Annotated in this window: 22 protein-coding genes; 19 read left to right on the top strand and 3 right to left on the bottom strand. The window is 70.4% G+C overall.

What is annotated here, in order from left to right; all coding sequences use genetic code 11:
• Positions 1-39 precede the first annotated feature (39 nt).
• From kdsA to IE066_RS08025, 7 genes are all read left to right on the top strand, one after another.
• A complete protein-coding gene (gene kdsA / locus IE066_RS08055) occupies positions 40-873 on the top strand; it encodes a 3-deoxy-8-phosphooctulonate synthase (RefSeq protein WP_189448469.1) in 834 nt (277 codons plus the stop codon).
• Between the two features lie 16 nt (positions 874-889).
• Positions 890-2176, top strand: coding sequence for a phosphopyruvate hydratase (eno, locus tag IE066_RS08050; RefSeq protein WP_189448467.1), 1287 nt, complete (start codon positions 890-892; stop codon positions 2174-2176).
• Between the two features lie 3 nt (positions 2177-2179).
• Positions 2180-2509 (top strand): cell division protein FtsB, encoded by a 330-nt coding sequence (gene ftsB, locus IE066_RS08045; protein WP_189448465.1) that lies wholly within the window; start codon positions 2180-2182, stop codon positions 2507-2509.
• A complete protein-coding gene (gene ispD, locus IE066_RS08040) occupies positions 2506-3198 on the top strand; it encodes a 2-C-methyl-D-erythritol 4-phosphate cytidylyltransferase (protein ID WP_189448463.1) in 693 nt (230 codons plus the stop codon). Before ftsB ends, ispD begins: the two co-directional genes overlap by 4 nt.
• 13 nt (positions 3199-3211) lie before the next feature.
• Entirely contained in the window at positions 3212-3691 is a 480-nt protein-coding gene (gene ispF / locus IE066_RS08035; RefSeq protein ID WP_189448461.1) for a 2-C-methyl-D-erythritol 2,4-cyclodiphosphate synthase, read from the top strand.
• Positions 3691-4725: a tRNA pseudouridine(13) synthase TruD gene (gene truD, locus IE066_RS08030; protein ID WP_189448459.1), complete on the top strand. Its 1035-nt coding sequence runs from the start codon at positions 3691-3693 to the stop codon at positions 4723-4725. The genes ispF and truD overlap by 1 nt, the downstream gene beginning before the upstream one ends.
• Before the next feature lie 113 nt (positions 4726-4838).
• A complete protein-coding gene (locus tag IE066_RS08025) occupies positions 4839-5078 on the top strand; it encodes a hypothetical protein (RefSeq protein ID WP_189448456.1) in 240 nt (79 codons plus the stop codon).
• Here the strand turns inward: IE066_RS08025 and IE066_RS08020 are convergent.
• Entirely contained in the window at positions 5075-5623 is a 549-nt protein-coding gene (locus IE066_RS08020; protein ID WP_189448902.1) for a Smr/MutS family protein, read from the bottom strand. The genes IE066_RS08025 and IE066_RS08020 overlap by 4 nt on opposite strands.
• Before the next feature lie 133 nt (positions 5624-5756).
• Between IE066_RS08020 and surE the strand changes: the two genes are divergently transcribed.
• Genes surE through IE066_RS08000 form a run of 4 tightly spaced genes read left to right on the top strand, consistent with a single transcriptional unit; the run spans position 5757 to position 8614 of the window.
• Entirely contained in the window at positions 5757-6542 is a 786-nt protein-coding gene (gene surE, locus IE066_RS08015) for a 5'/3'-nucleotidase SurE (protein ID WP_189448454.1), read from the top strand.
• On the top strand, positions 6539-7216 hold the full coding sequence (locus tag IE066_RS08010; RefSeq protein WP_189448452.1) for a protein-L-isoaspartate(D-aspartate) O-methyltransferase: 678 nt from the start codon (positions 6539-6541) through the stop codon (positions 7214-7216). The genes surE and IE066_RS08010 overlap by 4 nt, the downstream gene beginning before the upstream one ends.
• Positions 7217-7229: 13 nt before the next feature.
• Positions 7230-7844 carry a YqaA family protein gene (locus IE066_RS08005; protein WP_189448450.1) on the top strand — a complete coding sequence of 205 codons (615 nt, stop codon included), beginning with the start codon at positions 7230-7232 and terminating at the stop codon, positions 7842-7844.
• Entirely contained in the window at positions 7841-8614 is a 774-nt protein-coding gene (locus IE066_RS08000) for a peptidoglycan DD-metalloendopeptidase family protein (protein WP_189448448.1), read from the top strand. The genes IE066_RS08005 and IE066_RS08000 overlap by 4 nt, the downstream gene beginning before the upstream one ends.
• A 10-nt stretch (positions 8615-8624) precedes the next feature.
• Here the strand turns inward: IE066_RS08000 and IE066_RS07995 are convergent, their stop codons facing one another.
• The gene (locus IE066_RS07995) at positions 8625-9008 is read right to left on the bottom strand and encodes an Mth938-like domain-containing protein (protein ID WP_189448446.1); all 384 of its coding nucleotides are present in this window, start codon (positions 9006-9008) and stop codon (positions 8625-8627) included.
• 37 nt (positions 9009-9045) lie between these two features.
• Complete coding sequence (gene yhbY / locus IE066_RS07990) at positions 9046-9354, bottom strand: ribosome assembly RNA-binding protein YhbY (protein WP_229790707.1); 309 nt, start codon at positions 9352-9354, stop codon at positions 9046-9048.
• Positions 9355-9433: 79 nt separating this feature from the next.
• Here yhbY and rlmE point away from each other — a divergent pair, with 79 nt between their 5' ends.
• The 8 genes from rlmE to hflX all read left to right on the top strand — a co-directional run bounded on the left by rlmE (position 9434) and on the right by hflX (position 17637).
• Positions 9434-10066, top strand: coding sequence for a 23S rRNA (uridine(2552)-2'-O)-methyltransferase RlmE (rlmE, locus tag IE066_RS07985; RefSeq protein ID WP_189448444.1), 633 nt, complete (start codon positions 9434-9436; stop codon positions 10064-10066).
• 165 nt (positions 10067-10231) lie between these two features.
• Positions 10232-12127 (top strand): ATP-dependent zinc metalloprotease FtsH, encoded by a 1896-nt coding sequence (gene ftsH, locus IE066_RS07980; protein WP_189448898.1) that lies wholly within the window; start codon positions 10232-10234, stop codon positions 12125-12127.
• Between the two features lie 64 nt (positions 12128-12191).
• Positions 12192-12347 (top strand): hypothetical protein, encoded by a 156-nt coding sequence (locus tag IE066_RS07975; RefSeq protein WP_189448442.1) that lies wholly within the window; start codon positions 12192-12194, stop codon positions 12345-12347.
• Positions 12347-13243 carry a dihydropteroate synthase gene (gene folP, locus IE066_RS07970; protein ID WP_189448440.1) on the top strand — a complete coding sequence of 299 codons (897 nt, stop codon included), beginning with the start codon at positions 12347-12349 and terminating at the stop codon, positions 13241-13243. Before IE066_RS07975 ends, folP begins: the two co-directional genes overlap by 1 nt.
• Positions 13244-13417: 174 nt before the next feature.
• Complete coding sequence (putP, locus tag IE066_RS07965; protein WP_189448438.1) at positions 13418-14920, top strand: sodium/proline symporter PutP; 1503 nt, start codon at positions 13418-13420, stop codon at positions 14918-14920.
• Positions 14921-14923: 3 nt separating this feature from the next.
• Positions 14924-15880 carry a tRNA (adenosine(37)-N6)-dimethylallyltransferase MiaA gene (gene miaA, locus IE066_RS07960; RefSeq protein WP_189448436.1) on the top strand — a complete coding sequence of 319 codons (957 nt, stop codon included), beginning with the start codon at positions 14924-14926 and terminating at the stop codon, positions 15878-15880.
• A 149-nt stretch (positions 15881-16029) separates the two neighbouring features.
• Entirely contained in the window at positions 16030-16308 is a 279-nt protein-coding gene (gene hfq / locus IE066_RS07955; RefSeq protein ID WP_189448434.1) for an RNA chaperone Hfq, read from the top strand.
• Positions 16309-16332: 24 nt separating this feature from the next.
• Positions 16333-17637, top strand: coding sequence for a ribosome rescue GTPase HflX (hflX, locus tag IE066_RS07950; protein ID WP_189448432.1), 1305 nt, complete (start codon positions 16333-16335; stop codon positions 17635-17637).
• The last annotated feature ends 70 nt before the right edge of the window (positions 17638-17707 follow it).

Genomic DNA, 17707 nt, shown 5'->3' with positions numbered 1-17707 from the left:
CGCGTGCGACATGCGCGACGCCCCGTTCCGGAGCATGCGATGAACCTTTGTGGATTCGAGGTCGGCCTCGACAAGCCGTTCTTCCTGATCGCCGGCCCCTGCGTCATCGAATCGATGGAGCTGCAGATGGAGACGGCCGGCAAGCTCAAGGAGATCACCTCCGAGCTCGGCATTCCCTTCATCTTCAAGTCGAGCTTCGACAAGGCCAACCGCACGTCGATCTCTGGCTTTCGCGGCCCGGGCGTCGAACAGGGCCTGAAGGTGCTGTCCGAAGTGAAGCGCCAGCTCGGCGTGCCGGTGCTGACCGACGTGCACGAGTACACGCCGATCGACGAGGTCGCGAGCGTCGTCGACGTGCTGCAGACGCCGGCCTTCCTCGTGCGCCAGACCGACTTCATCACCAAGGTCTGCAGCGCCGGCAAGCCGGTGAACATCAAGAAGGGCCAGTTCCTCGCGCCGTGGGACATGAAGCCGGTGGTCGAGAAGGCGAAATCGACCGGCAACCAGCAGATCATGGTCTGCGAGCGCGGTGCGAGCTTCGGCTACAACAACCTGGTGAGCGACATGCGCTCGCTCGCCGTGATGCGCGAAACCGGTTGCCCGGTCGTGTTCGACGCCACGCATTCGGTGCAGCTGCCGGGCGGGCAGGGCACGTCGAGCGGCGGACAGCGGCAGCACGTGCCGGTGCTCGCGCGGGCAGCGATCGCCGTCGGCATCGACGGCATCTTCATGGAGACGCATCCCGATCCGTCGAAGGCACTCTCCGACGGCCCGAACGCCTGGCCGCTGCCGAAGATGCGCGCGCTGCTCGAGACGCTCAAGGCGCTCGACGAAGTGACCAAGCGCAACGGTTTCCTCGAAAACTCCCTGTAAGGACGACGTTCCTCCGATGACGACGATCGCCAAGATCCACGCCCGCGAAATCCTCGACAGCCGCGGCAATCCCACGCTCGAAGCGGAAGTCACGCTCGCCGACGGCAGCTTCGGCCGCGCGATGGTGCCGTCCGGCGCCTCCACCGGCACCAAGGAAGCGGTGGAGCTGCGCGATGGCGACAAGACGCGCTACCTCGGCAAGGGCGTGAAGCAGGCGGTGGAGAACGTCAACACGACGATCGCCAAGGCGCTGGACGGTTTCGACGCCGCCGACCAGGCCGGCCTCGACCGTCGCCTGATCGATCTCGACGGCACCGACAACAAGGGCCGCCTCGGCGCGAACGCCCTGCTGGGCGTTTCCATGGCGAACGCGCACGCGATGGCGGCGTCGAAGAAGATGCCGCTGTGGCAGCACCTCGCGAACGGGCGCGAGGCGGTGCTGCCGGTGCCGATGATGAACATCATCAACGGCGGCGCGCATGCCGACAACAACGTCGACCTGCAGGAATTCATGGTGCTGCCGGTCGGTTTCGACCGCTTCTCCGAAGCGCTGCGCGCGGGTACCGAGATCTTCCACGCGCTCAAGAGCGTGCTGAAGGGCCGCGGCCTGTCGACGGCGGTCGGCGACGAAGGTGGCTTCGCGCCCGACCTGCGCAGTAACGAAGAGGCGCTGGAAACCATCCTCGAGGCGATCGGCAAGGCCGGTTACAAGGCCGGCGAGGACGTGCTGCTCGGCCTCGACGTGGCCTCCAGCGAGTTCTTCGAGAACGGCAAGTACAACCTCACCGGCGAGGGCAAGCGCCTGACGCCGGAGCAGTTCGTCGACTTCCTCGCCGACTGGACGCGCCGCTACCCGATCGTGACGATCGAGGACGGCATGGCCGAGCACGACTGGGCGGGCTGGAAGCTGCTCACCGAGCGCATCGGCGACAAGGTGCAGCTTGTGGGCGACGACCTATTCGTCACCAACCCGAAGATCTTCCGCGAGGGCATCGACCAGAACGTCGCCAACGCGATCCTGATCAAGGTCAACCAGATCGGCACGCTGACCGAGACGCTGGAAGCCATCGCGATGGCCGATGCCAACCGCTACGCCGCGATCGTCTCGCACCGCTCGGGCGAGACCGAGGACACGACGATCGCCGACATCGCCGTCGCCACGACCGCCACGCAGATCAAGACCGGTTCGCTGTGCCGTAGCGACCGCGTGGCCAAGTACAACCAGCTGCTGCGCATCGAGGAGCAGCTGGGTTCGGCCGCGCGCTACGCCGGCCGCGACGCGTTCGTTTCGCTCTCGCGCTGACCGATGACGCGCCCGCGCTACGGCCTGCTGATCCTGATCGGCCTGCTGGCGATGCTGCTGGTGGGCCTGCAGACGCGGCTGTGGCACGGCGAAGGCGGCCGCGAGGCGGTGGTCGCGCTGCAGGCGCAGGTCGATGCACTCGCGCACGAAAACGGCGGCCTGCGCCAGCGCAACGACGCGCTGGCCGCCGAGGTGCAGGACCTCAAGTCCGGCGAGGCGGCCGTCGAGGATCGCGCGCGCAGCGAGCTCGGCATGATCCGGCCGGGCGAGGTGTTCTACCGCGTGGTCGAGAACGTGCAGGCCGCCCCTGCGACGGCCGCGCCGGCGCCGTGACCGCGATCTGGGCGGTGGTGCCCGCGGCGGGATCGGGCAGCCGGTTCGGCGGCGATGTGCCGAAGCAGTACGTCGAAGTCGCGGGTCGGCCGCTGATCGCGCATGCACTCGACGCGCTGCTCGCGCATCCGCGCGTCGATGGCGCGATGGTCGCGCTCGCCGCGGACGACGCGCGATGGCCCGGTTGGACGTCGCATCACGACAAGCCGGTTCTGACCTGCCAAGGCGCCGCCGAGCGCGCGCTCTCCGTGCTCGCCGCGCTCGACGCCCTGCGCGAGCGCGCCGGCGACGATGCGCTCGTGCTGGTGCACGACGCCGCACGTCCAAACCTCGCTGCCGCGGATCTCGACCGAGTGATCGACGCCGCGCTGGAAACAGCGGATGGCGCTCTGCTCGCCGCGCCCGTGCGCGACACGCTCAAGCGTGGCGACCGCGACCGCAGCGCCGGCACCCAGCCACGGGACGGCCTGTGGCGCGCGCTCACGCCGCAGGCCGCGCGCCTTGGCGTGCTGCGCGACGCGCTGCGACGCGCGCTCGCCGACGGCATCGCCGTCACCGACGAGGCGATGGCGCTCGAGCACGCGGGCCTGCGTCCGCGCCTGGTCGAAGGCCGCGAGGACAACATCAAGGTGACGACGCCGGCCGACCGCGCGCTCGTCGAATACCTGCTGCGCGCAAGCGCTTCCTGACCCGGGAAATCCCATGAATCTGCGTATCGGCCAGGGCTTCGACGTCCACGCCTTCGGTGACGGCGACCACGTGATGCTCGGCGGCGTGCGCATCCCGCATGCGCGCGGCGTCGTTGCGCATTCCGATGGCGACGTCGTGCTGCACGCGATCTGCGACGCGATCCTAGGCGCGCTCGCGCTCGGCGACATCGGCCGCCATTTCCCGCCGTCCGACGAGCGCTGGCGCGACGCCGACAGCCGCGAATTCCTGCGCCACTGCCGCGCGCTCGCCGGCGAGCGCGGCTGGCACGTGGTCAACGTCGACGCCACCGTGCTCGCCGAGCGCCCGAAGGTCGGGCCGCATGCGCAGGCCATGCGCGAACGCATCGCCGAAGACCTCGGCATCGATGTCGACGCGGTCAGCATCAAGGCGACGACGACCGAGAAGCTCGGCTTCACCGGGCGCGAGGAAGGCATCGCCGCGATGGCGGTCTGCCTGCTGGCGACATCCTGATGAACGAACTGCCCCAGGCGCTGGGCCCGTCGGTCCTCACCGCGACGCTGCGCACGCGCCCCGAGGACTTCATCGTCGAGGAGATCGCCGGCTTCGAGGCCAGCGGCGTCGGCGAGCACCTGCTGCTCGACATCGAGAAGCGCGGCATGAACACCGCGTTCGCCGCGCGGCGCATCGCCGAATGGGCGGGCGTCAAGGAAATGGCCATCGGCTATGCGGGCCTGAAGGACCGCCACGCTGTCACGCGCCAGCGCATCAGCGTGCACCTGCCGGGGCGCGAGGCGCCGGACATCGCGACGCTGCAGGACGACTCGCTGCGCGTGCTGGCCGTGACGCGCCATTCGCGCAAGCTGCCGCGCGGCGCGCTGGCCGGCAACCGCTTCGTGCTGACGCTGCGCGAGGTGACGGGCGATCGCGACGCCGTCGACGCGCGCCTCGCCGCCATCGCCGCGCGCGGCGTGCCGAACTATTTCGGCGAGCAGCGCTTCGGCCGCGCGGGCGACAACGTGCAGCAGGCGATCGCGATGTTCGCGGGCCGTCGAGTTCGCCGCGAGGAGCGCAGCCTGCTGCTCTCGGCCGCGCGTTCGGAGTTGTTCAACCGCGTGCTCGCCGAGCGCGTGCGCCGCGACTGCTGGGACGCGCCGCTGGAGGGCGAGGTGTGGATGCTCGACGGCCGCCGCAGCATCTTCGGGCCCGAGCCGCTGACCGAGGCATTGCGCGAGCGCCTGGCGGCTTTCGACATCCATCCTACCGGTCCGCTCTGGGGGCGCGGCGAGCCGCGCACGACGGGCGAATGCCGGCAGCTGGAGGACACGGTGCTGGGCGACGACGTGCTGGCATTGCGTCGCGGCCTGGAGGCCGCCGGCCTCGAGCAGGAGCGCCGTGCGCTGCGGCTGCGCCCGGGCGCGCTGGCCTGGGCATGGCTCGACGCCGACGTCCTGCAGCTCACGTTCGAGCTGCCGCCGGGCGCCTACGCGACCACAGTGCTCGATGCGATCGGCGACACGCGGGCATCCGCCTCGCGCTACGCCTGACCGTTCGTCGACGCGCCGCCCGGGCCTGCGCCGGCGCTCTCCAGCGGGCGTATAACCGGGTCGACGCCCGCATCGGGCGGGCGCCGAACCGGATCTCCGAGGAGAAGACGGCCATGGCCATTTCGCGCATCGCCCTGATCGCCCTGACGGCATCGCTCTGCGCCGGTTGCGCCGGCACGCAGGAGCGCAGCGCCTATGTCCCGCCGCGGGCGGGCGCCAGCGGCACGATCTACACCGACGTCGCTTATATGCAGCGCGTGGAGGACCAGGCGCGCGCCCGCGGCATCGACGTCACCTGGATCAACCCGCCGATGAAGCGGACGGACCCGGCGTCGGCACCCACGCCGCGCTAGCGCTTCGCGAGCAGCACCACCACCGCGCCGGTGCCGCCCTGCGCGGGCGGCGCGGAGTGGAAACCGAGCACGTCGGCGCGGTGGCGCAGCACGCGGTCCACGAGGTTCTTCAGCACTGGTGCGCCGCTGCTGTCGAGCTCGGCCGCGCTGCGCCCCTTGCCGTGGATGATGCGCACGCAGCCCAGCCCGTGGCGGCGCGCGTCGGCGAGGAACTCGCGCAGCAGCGACTGCGCCTGCGTGGCGGTGAGCCCGTGCAGGTCGAGTTCCTCCTGCGCCGACAGCTCGCCGCGCTTGAGGCGCTGGAACGTCGCCGGCGGCAGCGATTCGGCGCGATGGCTGAGGACGTCGCCCGCACCGAGCAGTTGCTCGTCGAGCGCGAGGCGGAACTCGCTCGCCGCGGCGGCCTCGTCGCGTTCGGCCATGCGCGCGCGCGGCTTGGGCTTCGGCGGTGACGGCGGCAGCGGCGGCGCGTCGACCGGGCGCACCGGCCCGACGGCCTGCCGGAACAGTTCGAGGTCTTCGTCGCGCGGATCGTGCTCGCCCATGCGTTCAGCGTAGCGGCTCGCGATGCGGATCGTGCGACGACGCGACCGCGTGCCGGGAAGCGGGGCAGGGGGTTCGGCTATCATGGCCCCCCGCCGACGCCAGCGGTGCCCTCGACGCGGCGCCACGATCTTCATGCGAGTCCTGATCAGCAACGACGACGGCGTCGACGCGCCGGGCATCCGTGTCCTCGCGGAGCACCTGCGCGCCGCCGGCCATACCGTCATCACCGTCGCGCCCGATCGCGATAGATCCGGCGCGAGCAATTCGCTCACGCTCGATGCCCCGGTGCGCGTGCTCCAGCAGGACGAACACACCTGGCGCGTCTACGGCACCCCCACCGACTGCGTGCACGTCGCGCTGACCGGCATGCTCGAGGACGAGCCCGACATCGTCGTCTCCGGCATCAACAACACCGCCAATCTCGGCGACGACGTGATCTATTCCGGCACCGTCGCCGCGGCGATGGAAGGCCGCTTCCTCGGCCTGCCTGCGATCGCCGTGTCGCTCGCCACCGCCGACCACGTGGGGCTTCATTACGAGACGGCCGCGCGCGCGGCCGTCGAGCTGGTCGCGCGCCTGGCGACCGACCCGCTGCCGGCCGACACCATCCTCAACGTCAACGTGCCCGACGTGCCGTGGGACGCGGTGGCCGGCTTCGAGGTCGGGCGGCTGGGCAACCGCCACCGCGCCGAGGCCTGCATTCCGCAGGTCGATCCGCGCGGGCGGCAGTGGTACTGGATCGGCGCCGCCGGCGCCGAGCAGGACGCCGGCCCGGGCACCGACTTCCACGCGGTGCGCCGCGGCTGCATCTCCATCACGCCGATCCATGTCGACCTGACGCGCTACCAGGCGCTGGACCAGGTGGCCGGCTGGGTGGGCGGCCTTGCCGGCGCGCTGCGGCCGCGCGCGGAGGCATGAGCATGCGGATGCACATGAAGCCGGAAGCGACCGGCAGCGGACTGACCTCGCAACGCGTGCGCGACCGCCTGGTGGAGCGCCTGCGCGCGAACGGCATCAATGACGAGCGCGTGCTCAACGCGATCCGCACCGTGCCGCGCCACCTGTTCATCGACGAAGTGCTGGCCTCGCGGGCCTACGAGGACACTGCGCTGCCGATCGGCCAGGGGCAGACGATCTCGCAGCCGTGGGTGGTCGCGCGCATGACCGAGGCACTGATGGAGTCGGAGCCGCGGAAGGTGCTGGAAGTCGGCACCGGCTCGGGCTACCAGGCCGCGGTGCTCGCGGCGCTGGGCCTGGAGGTGCATACCGTCGAGCGCATCGGCGAACTGCTGCGCGTCGCGCGCAAGCGCTTCCGCACGCTCGGCCTCACCGTGCGCAGCAAACACGACGACGGCCGCGCGGGCTGGCCGGAGAACGGCCCGTTCGATGCCATCCTCGTCACCGCGGCGGCGCCCGCGCTGGTCGACGAGCTGAAGGCGCAGCTGGTGCCGGGCGGCGTGCTGATCGCGCCCGTCGGCCCCGCCAATTCGCAGTCGCTGGTCCGCATCCGCCAGCGCGCGGACGGCGGCTTCGACGAGGAAGTGCTCGCACCGGTGGTGTTCGTGCCGCTACTGTCGGGCACCGTGGACTGAACCGGAGACCGGCTTGAAGCTATTTGCCCCGTTGTACGACCGCGCCATCGGCTGGGCCCGTCACCGCCATGCGCAGCGCTACCTCGCCGGGCTGAGCTTCATCGAAGCGATCATCTTCCCGGTGATGCCGGAGGTGATGCTGGCGCCGATGAGCGTGGCGCAGCCGCGGCACGCGTTCCGCTTCGCGAGCATCAGCCTGGTGTTCTCGCTGCTGGGCTCGCTGGTCGGCTATGCGCTCGGCCACTACGCGTTCGAGGCGATCAAGCCGCTGTTCGCGACGCTCGGCATGCTGCCGGGCATCGAGTCGGGCATCGAGACCGTGCAGTCGCAGATGGCGGAATCGCCGTGGGCCGTGTTCTGGTTCCTGGTGCTCGGCGGTTTCATGCCGATCCCGATGAAGGTGTTCACCTGGGCCTCGGGCATCGTCGGCGTGCCGCTGCTTCCCTACGTGCTGGCGATGGCGGTCGGGCGCGGCAAGCGCGTCTACCTGCTGGCGCTGGTGATCCGCATCGGTGGCGAACGCGCGGAAGCGGCGCTGCGGCGTTACATCGAACCCATCGGCTGGATCGCGGTCCTACTCGTGGCGGCGGCGATCGGCTGGCTGCTCTGGAGGTCGCACGGCGCATGAGGCATACGATCGGTTTCCGCTCCCTCGCCTTGGGCGCCGCGCTGGCGGTGATCGCAGGCTGCTCCAGCACCGTGGTGCGCGAGAACGCGTCGTCCGGCCGTCCGGCGCCGCCGCGCGTGTCGACGCCCAAGCCCGGCGCTACCACGCTGGTGCAGCGCGGCGACACGCTGTATTCGATCGCCACGCGCAACGGCATCAGCGTGCTCGACCTCGCGTCGTGGAACTCGCTGGCGCCGCCGTACACGATCTATCCCGGCCAGCGCCTGCGCCTGTATCCGGGCGGCAGCCGCAGCGCGTCGCCCCCGCCGTCCCGCCCGTCCACCGGCAGCACCGCGGCGCCGCCGCGGCAAACGCCGCGGCCGGCGCCACCGCCGGTCGTGACCGCGCCGCCCGCCAGCGGCTTCGCGTGGCGCTGGCCTGCGGACGGCAGCCTTGTCGGACGCTTCGTCACCGGCGAGCCGACCAAACAGGGCATCGACATCGCCGGCAGCGAGGGCGCGCCGGTGCGCGCGGCCGCCGACGGCACCGTGGTCTATTCGGGCGCGGGGCTGGTCGGCTACGGCGAGCTGGTGATCATCAAGCACAACGAACAGTGGCTGTCGGCCTACGGCCACAACCGCAAGCGCCTGGTCAACGAAGGCCAGCTGGTGAAGGCGGGGCAGACCATCGCCGAGATGGGCCACAGCGGCGCACCGCGCGACATGCTGCACTTCGAGATCCGCTACACCGGCAAGCCGGTCGACCCGCTGCTCTACCTGCCCGCGCGCTGAGCGCGGGCGGTCAGGCGTCGGCCCGCGCCAGCACGAAGCCGGCCACCACGCGTCGCCCTTCGCCGGCCAGCACGACGAACGTGCGCGCCGCCGCGGCATTGGCCATCACCTCGAAGCCCACGCCGGCCTGCAGGCAGGCGGCCTGCGTGGCCGCGGGTGCGAACACCTGGCGGTCGCCGCTGCCGATCACGATCACGTCCGGGCCGAGTGCCAGCAGCGGCTGCAGCTGCTCGGGCGTCAGTGCGCCGGCATCGGTCACCGGCCAGTCCTCGATCAGCGTCTCGGTGGACACGGCGAAGCTGCTCGCCAGGCGGCGGTCGTTCACCAGCGCCGACCGGCCGTCGACGCTGCGCAGCACGTAGCGGTGGTCGGGGCTTTCGAGATTCAGTTGCATGCGGTCGCCTCGGGATCGGTGCGCTCGCGGCGCGGCCTCAGGGTCGCGGCAGGACGATCTGTCGCTTCTCGCGGCTCGGGCGGTAGAGCACTGCCGTATGGCCGATGCGCTGCACCAGTGCGGCCCCGGCCTCGCCGGCGAGCGCTTCGATCAGCGCCTCGCGCGTCTCGCGGTCCTCGGCGGCGACCTTGATCTTGATCAGCTCATGGTCCTCGAGCGCCTGGCCGACCTCCGCCACCAGCGCGGGCGTGACGCCCTTGCCGCCCACCTGCAGCATCGCCTTCAAGCCGTGGGCCTGGCCGCGAAGGAACCGGATCTGGGCATTGGTAAGGCTGGGAGCGGTCAAGCGGACGTTCCGGGAGCGTGGGGAGGCGCAGGGTATCATGCGGCTCCGCGCCGCTTTTTTCCGGCGCGTGCACACGCCGATGCCCACGCGCAGCAAGTCCAGCCACCGCTGGCTCAAGGAACATTTCTCCGACCCCTACGTGAAGAAGGCGAAGGCCGAGGGTCTGCGCTCGCGCGCCGCCTACAAGCTCGAGGAACTGGTCGAGCGCGACCGGCTGCTCAAGCCCGGAATGGTGGTGGTCGACCTGGGCGCCGCACCCGGCGGCTGGTCGCAATGGGTCCGCCAGGAACTCGGCGACCGCGGCCGCGTGATCGCGCTGGACATCCTCGCCATGCCGCCGCTCGCGGGCGTCGAATTCCTTCATGGCGATTTCAGGGAGGATGACGTCCTATCGCAGCTGGAAGCCATGCTCGGTGGACAGCCGGTGGACCTTGTCCTCTCGGACATGGCCCCCAACATGAGTGGAGTGGATTCGGTCGACCTGCCGCGCGCGATGTACCTGTCCGAGCTCGCGATGGATTTCGCCGACAAGCACCTGCGGGTCGGCGGCAACTTCCTGATCAAGCTCTTCCAGGGCGTGGGGTTCGACGAGTACGTGAAGGAGCTGCGGCGGCGCTACGACAAGGTGGTGATCCGCAAGCCGGCAGCCTCGCGCAAGCGCTCGCCCGAGGTGTACGCGCTCGCGCAGGGTCGGCGAGCGGCCATGAAGTAAGGTGCTTCGCGGGTCGTCATGGCCCGGGAGACAGCCACCGGCAGCGGTGGACGAATGCGACGGCGGCCGTGCAGCGGCCGTGGTCATCGAGGGCCGGTCGACCGGCCCGAAGCTTGAAGGGACGTACAGCCAGTACGTGCTCCAATGGCTCGACAAGGTATGAAGATGAACGACTTGGCCAAGAATCTTTTGCTGTGGGTGGTGGTCGCCGTCGTGCTGATGGTGGTCTTCCAGGCCTTCGGCCCGCGCAGCGCCGCCACGGAGACACTGGCCTATGACCAGTTCATCCAGCAGGTGCAGACCGACCGCGTCCAGGACGTGGTCATCAGCGACGACAAGACCACGATTACCGGCAAGCGCAAGGACGGCTCGCAGTTCGTGACCTATGCGCCGGCCGACCCGGGAATGATGTACGACCTGATGCATCACAAGGTCTCCATCACCCAGCGTCCGCCGCCGTCTGGTCCGTCGATCTGGGGCATCCTGCTGAACTTCCTTCCGATCCTGCTGATCATCGGCGCCTGGATCTTCGTCATGCGGCAGATGCAGCAGGGCGGAAGCAAGGGCGCGATGAGCTTCGGCAAGTCGCGCGCGAAGATGCAGGGCGAAAACGAGGTCAAGGTGACGCTGGCCGACGTCGCGGGCTGCGACGAGGCCAAGCAGGAAGTCGGCGAGCTCGTCGAGTTCCTGCGCGACCCGACGCGCTTCCAGAAGCTCGGCGGCAAGATCCCGCGCGGCGTGCTGATGGTCGGCCCGCCGGGCACCGGCAAGACGCTGCTCGCCCGCGCGATCGCCGGCGAGGCGAAGGTGCCGTTCTTCTCGATCTCGGGCTCGGACTTCGTCGAGATGTTCGTGGGCGTCGGCGCCAGCCGCGTGCGCGACATGTTCGACCAGGCGAAGAAGCACGCGCCCTGCATCATCTTCATCGACGAGATCGACGCGGTCGGCCGCCATCGCGGCGCGGGCCTCGGCGGCGGTCACGACGAGCGCGAGCAGACGCTCAACCAGCTGCTGGTCGAGATGGACGGCTTCGAGGGCGGCGAGGGCGTGATCGTCATCGCCGCGACCAACCGTCCGGACGTGCTCGATCCGGCGCTGCTGCGCCCGGGCCGCTTCGACCGACAGGTCACCGTGGGCCTTGCTGACGTCAAGGGCCGTGAGCAGATCCTCAAGGTCCACATGCGCAAGCTGCCGCTCGGCGACGACGTCGACGCGATGGTGGTGGCGCGCGGCACCCCGGGCTTCTCCGGTGCCGACCTCGCGAACCTCTGCAACGAGGCCGCGCTGTTCGCCGCGCGCGATAACGCCAAGCAGGTGCACATGGAGCACTTCGACAAGGCCCGCGACAAGATCCTGATGGGCGCTGAGCGCCGCTCGATGGCGATGAGCGAGGACGAGAAGCGCCTGACCGCGTACCACGAGGCGGGCCATGCGATCGTCGGCCGCCTCGTGCCCGAGCACGATCCGGTCTACAAGGTCACCATCATCCCGCGCGGCCGCGCGCTGGGCGTCACGATGTACCTGCCGGAAGGCGACAAGTACTCGTACAACAAGCAGACGATCGAGTCGCAGCTGTGCTCGCTGTACGGCGGCCGCGTCGCCGAGGAGCTGATCTTCGGCGCGAACAAGGTCACCACGGGCGCGTCGAACGACATCGAGCGGGCGACCAAGATGGCGCGCAACATGGTCACCAAGTGGGGCCTGTCGGACGAGCTCGGCCCGATCGCCTACGGCGAGGAGGAGGACGAGGTCTTCCTCGGCCGTTCGGTCACGCAGCACAAGAACGTCTCCGACGAGACGGCGCGCAAGATCGACGAGGTCGTGCGCGGGATCCTCGACCGGGCGTACGCGCGGTCGACGACGATCCTCACCGACAACATCGACAAGCTGCACGCGATGGCGAAGGCCCTGCTGGAGTACGAGACCATCGACGCCAGCCAGATCGACGCGATCATGGACGGGCGCGATCCGCCGCCGCCGAGCGGCTGGGGCCGCGGCGGCCCGGCGACCGAGGAGCCCAAGCGTCTCCACCTCGGCGGTGTTCAGCCCAGCGGCACCTGATCGACGTTGCCAGCAACACACGGAAAGGCCAGAGTCCGCTCTGGCCTTTTTCGTTGGAGCAGGCATGGACAGGCGTCGCCGCGGCGGCTTCCTCGCGATCGGACTCGGCGCGGGCATCGCGATCGGAGTGGGCATGCGCAACATCGCCGTCGGCGCGGCGCTCGGGTTGGCGTTCGGGCTTCTGCTGATGCGCCTCGCCGAACGACGCGAGGGCCGCTGATGTTCGACATCGCACCGTCCCTGGACTGCGGCGGCCGCCGCCTCCTGCTCGACGTGCCGCGCGTGATGGGCATCGTCAACGTCACGCCGGATTCGTTCTCCGACGGCGGCGAGCACTTCGACACGGACGCCGCGATCGCCCACGGCCTGCGCCTGGTGGAGGAGGGCGCGGACGTGCTCGACGTGGGCGGCGAATCGACACGCCCGGGCGCCGGCGAGGTGCCGGTCGACGAGGAGCTGCGCCGCGTCGTGCCGGTGATCGAGGCGCTGGCGGCACGCACGCAGGTGCCGGTGTCGGTCGACACGTCCAAGCCCGAGGTGATGCGCGCGGCGGTGGCGGCGGGCGCAGGCATGATCAACGACGTCTACGCGCTGCGGCGCGAGGGGGCGCTCGACGCGGCGGCCGCGCTCGGCGTGCCGGTGGTGCTGATGCACATGCTCGGTGAGCCGCGCTCGATGCAGGACGACCCGCGCTACGACGAGGTGGTGGACGAGGTGCATCGCTTCCTCGCCGAGCGCATTTTCGCCGCGCAGATGGCGGGCATCGACAAGAAGCACATCGTCGTCGACCCGGGCTTCGGCTTCGGCAAGACGCGCGAGGACAACCTGCAGTTGCTCGCGCGCCTCGAGCGGTTCACCGATCTCGGCGTGCCGGTGCTGGCCGGGCTGTCGCGCAAGCGCACGATCGGCGAGCTGACTGGACGCGACGCAGCGGAGCGGGTGCACGGATCGGTCGCGGCGCACCTGATCGCCGTGCAGCGCGGCGCGCGGATCGTGCGCGTGCACGACGTCGCGGCGACGGTGGACGCGCTGAAGGTGTGGAACGCGGTCGCCGCGCAGCCGATGCCCCGCGTCGCCGCGTCGATGCCGTCCATCCGATGGCCGGACGAGGACTGATTCGACCAGCGCGGTTATCGACAGGTGCTGTGGATAACCGCTTTGGTGGCCGTGTGGATAACCCGCGCAGCCCCCGCCACCACGGGCGGGCCCGCCATGCTGGCGAAATATTCGCCAGTCATGCGGAGGCATCGCCCGGTTAAAGTGCGCGCGGGGACTCCAGCAGGAACGCGAATGACCGCCAGCACTCCGCTTCTCGTCACATTCGGCCTGTACCTGGCGGCCATGGTGCTGATCGGCTTCCTCGCCTGGCGGTCCACCCGAAGCTTCGACGACTACATCCTCGGTGGGCGCTCGCTCGGCAGCTTCGTCACCGCGCTGTCGGCAGGCGCCTCGGACATGAGCGGCTGGCTGCTGATGGGCCTGCCCGGCGCGCTTTACCTGGGCGGCGTGTCGGAAGCCTGGATCGCGATCGGCCTCGTGATCGGCGCCTGGGCGAACTGGAAGTTCGTCGCCGGCCCGCTGCGCCTCTATACCGAGCGCACGCATAACGCGCTGACGCTGCCGGACTATTTCACCCATCGCTTCGAGGACGGCAGCCGCGTGCTGCGCGTGCTCGCGGCGCTGGTCATTCTGGTGTTCTTCGCGGTGTACTGCGCGAGCGGCATCGTGGCCGGCGCGCGCATGTTCGAGAGCGTGTTCGGTCTGCCGTACGCGCAGGCGCTGTGGTGGGGCGCCGCGGCGACGATCCTCTACACGCTGGTCGGCGGCTTCCTCGCGGTGAGCTGGACCGACACCGTGCAGGCCTCGTTGATGATCTTCGCGCTGGTGCTCACGCCGATCGTGGTGGTGCTGGGCAGCGGCGGTCCGGAGGCCAGCCTCGCACTGGTCGAGCAGGTCGACCCCGGCAAGCTGGACTGGTTCAAGGGCGGTTCGCTCGGCGTCATCGGCATCGTTTCGCTGCTGGCGTGGGGGCTGGGCTATTTCGGCCAGCCACATATCCTCGCGCGCTTCATGGCGGCGGACGACCTGGAGACGATCCCCAAGGCGCGCCGCATCGGCATGACCTGGATGGTGCTCTGCTTGTTGGGCGCGATGGCGGTGGGCTTCTTCGGCAATGCGTATTTCGCCGCGCATCCGGCGCAGGCGGGCGCGGTCACGCAGAACCCGGAGCGCGTGTTCATCGTGCTCTCGCAGCTGCTGTTCAATCCGTGGGTGGCCGGCGTACTGCTGTCGGCGATCCTCGCCGCGATCATGAGCACCCTTTCCTGCCAGTTGCTGGTCTGTTCGAGCGCGCTGACCGAGGACCTCTATCGCGGGTTCCTGCGCCGCAACGCCGGCCAGCGCGAGCTCGTGTGGGTGGGGCGCGCGGCGGTGCTGGGCGTCGCGCTGCTGGCGATCTTCATCGCGCGCGACCCCGAAAGCCGCGTGCTCGGCCTCGTGTCCTACGCCTGGGCCGGCTTCGGCGCAGCGTTCGGGCCGGTCGTGCTGATCTCGCTGTTCTGGTCGCGCATGACCCGGAACGGCGCGCTCGCCGGGATGGTGGCCGGTGCCGCGACCGTGATCGTGTGGGAAACGCTCTTCGCGGAGTCCACCGGCCTGTACTCGATGGTGCCGGGCTTCGCGATCGGTTGCGTCGCCATCGTGCTGGGCAGCCTGCTGGGCCGCGCGCCGTCGCCGGCGATGGCCGCGCGCCACCTGCAGGTGCGGGCGGCGCTCGACGCGCGGGGCTACTGACACGTGACGGCGGACGGCCGTCCTCTCGCGATCGCGCTGATGGGCCCGACCGCGTCGGGCAAGACGGCGCTGGCGGTGGACTGGGCGCGACGCTTCGACGGCGAGGTGGTGAGCGTGGATTCCGCGCTGGTCTACCGCGGCCTCGACATCGGCGCGGCCAAGCCCGACGCGGCCGAGCGGGCCGGCGTGCCGCATCACCTGATCGACATCCGCGAGCCGTGGCAGCCCTATTCGGCCGCCGAGTTCGCCGTCGACGCGCGTGCGGCGGTCGAGGCGATCGTGTCGCGCGGACGGTTGCCGATCCTCGCCGGCGGCACCGGGCTCTACTTCCACGCGCTGCTGCGCGGGCTCGCGCCGATGCCCGAGGCCGCGCCGGCGATCCGCGCGGCCCTTGAAGCGGAGGCGGCGGAACGCGGCTGGGCGGCGCTGCACGCCGAACTGGCGAACGTCGACCCGGAAGCCGCCTCGCGCATCCATGCGACCGACGCGCAGCGCATCCAGCGCGCGCTGGAGGTCTGGCGCGCGTCCGGGCGCACCATCAGCGACTGGCGGCGCAGTGCGCCGACGCAGCGCTTTCCCTGCCGTGTCCTCAAGATCGTGGTCGCGCCGACCGCCCGCGCGGTGCTGCACGAGCGCATCGCACGCCGGTTCGACGCGATGCTCGCAGCGGGCTTTCTCGACGAGGTACGACGCCTGCGCGAGCTGCCGGCGCTGCGCGCGCACCCGCGTCCGCTCGACCTGCCGGCGCTGCGCGCGGTGGGCTATCGGCAGGCATGGGAACATCTCGACGGCGCGTTCGATGCGCGCGAGCTGCGCGAGCGCGGCATCCATGCCACGCGACAGCTCGCGAAGCGGCAGCTCACCTGGCTGCGCGGCGAGCTCGATGCCATCGGCGTCGATCCGCAGCTGGACGCCACGCGGCTCGATCGCATCGTGACCGCCTTCGTGGATCGCCGCTGATACGCGCGCCTGCACGCCGCGGCCACGGGAAATCAGCGACTTTGCGCTACCATCGGACCGTCGCCGCCGTGGGGACGACCGCGGCGACACGGTCCGGCGTCGTCCGCGACCGCCCATAACGAGAACAATAGAAAGGTGGGGACTACCCAATGTCGAAGGGGCAATCACTGCAGGATCCGTTTCTGAATGCACTGCGCCGCGAGCGCGTGCCGGTCTCGGTCTACCTGGTCAACGGCATCAAGCTGCAGGGCACGATCGAGTCCTTCGACCAGTTCGTGGTGCTGCTGCGGAACACGGTCAGCCAGATGGTCTACAAGCACGCGATCTCCACCGTCGTGCCGGCGCGCAACGTTCGCGTCGGGCCGGGCGGCGGCTACGTGCAGCCGGGCGAGGGCGAAGGCGCCTCGCCGGAGAACGCGCAGGAATGACACATCGGCGTGCGGAGGTGAGGCTTGTTTGAGCGCTCCAAGAAGGGCGAGAACGCGCTGCTGATCCAGCCGCACGCCGGCCCCCTCGACGAGGCTGTGCTGGAAGAGTTCCAGGAGCTCGCCAGTTCGGCGGGCGCGAGCATCGCCGCCGTCGTCACCGCGCGCATCGACCGTCCGAACGCCGCCACGCTGATCGGCAGCGGCAAGCTGGACGAAGTCCGCGCCGCTGCCGAGGCGAGCGGCGCGGACCTCGTGATCGTCAACCATCCGCTCTCGCCGGGCCAGGAACGCAACCTCGAGCGCGCGCTCAGCCGCCGCGTCATCGACCGCACCGGCCTGATCCTCGATATCTTCGCGCAGCGTGCACGCAGCCACGAAGGCAAGCTGCAGGTCGAGCTTGCGCAGCTGCGCCACATGGCCACGCGCCTGGTGCGCGGCTGGACCCACCTCGAGCGCCAGCGCGGCGGCTCGATCGGCCTGCGCGGCCCCGGCGAAACCCAGCTCGAAACCGACCGTCGCCTGCTGCAGAAGCGGCTCGAGCAGTTGTCGAAGCGGCTCGACAAGGTCGAGGTGCAGCGCGCGCAGATGCGCCGCGCGCGCCTCAAGGGCGAGCTGCCGCGCGTTGCGCTGGTCGGCTATACGAATGCCGGCAAGTCCACCCTGTTCAACGCGCTCACCGGCGCCGAGGCCTACGCGGCCGACAAGCTGTTCGCCACGCTTGACCCGACCGTGCGCCGCATCGATCTGCCCGGCGGCGGCGTCGTGCTGGCCGACACGGTCGGCTTCGTACGCGACCTGCCGCACGAGCTCGTCGCCGCGTTCCGCTCCACGCTGTCGGAGGCCCGCGAGGCCGACCTGCTGCTGCACGTCGTCGACGCCGCCGACCCGCTGCGCACCGAGCGCATCGCGCAGGTGGACGCGGTACTGAAGGAGATCGGCGCCAGCGAGATCCCGCAGTTGCTGGTCTTCAACAAGATCGACCGGCTCGAGGACACCCCGCCGCGCTTCGACCGCTTTGTCGAGGAGCGTCCGCGGGTGTGGCTGTCGGCGCGCGACGGCACCGGGCTGGAGCTGCTGCACGATGCGCTCGGGCAGATGCTCGGCCTGGAGCGCATCGCCGGCCGCATCCACCTGCCCACCGAGGCGGCGCGACTGCGCGGGCGGCTGTACGAGATCGGCGCGATCCGGGCCGAGCGCGCGGAGGAGGACGGCTGGTGGCTGGACGTCGACCTGCCGCAGGCCGAGGCCCGCCGCATCGCCGCCGGCGCCGGGGGCCATCTGCTGGCCCCGCTGATTCCCGAACCGCCGGTCGAGCCGCCCCTTGGTTGAGGCGGCAGGACCCCCCACCTAGAATCCGACCATCCCAGCGCCGGCGAACCCGACGTCTCCATGAAGGCCC

The organism is Cognatilysobacter xinjiangensis, assembly GCF_014651995.1.
Lineage (GTDB): Bacteria > Pseudomonadota > Gammaproteobacteria > Xanthomonadales > Xanthomonadaceae > Cognatilysobacter > Cognatilysobacter xinjiangensis.
The sequence above is the reverse complement of the archived record's forward strand: the minus strand, read 5'-3'. Positions and strand labels throughout refer to the sequence as shown.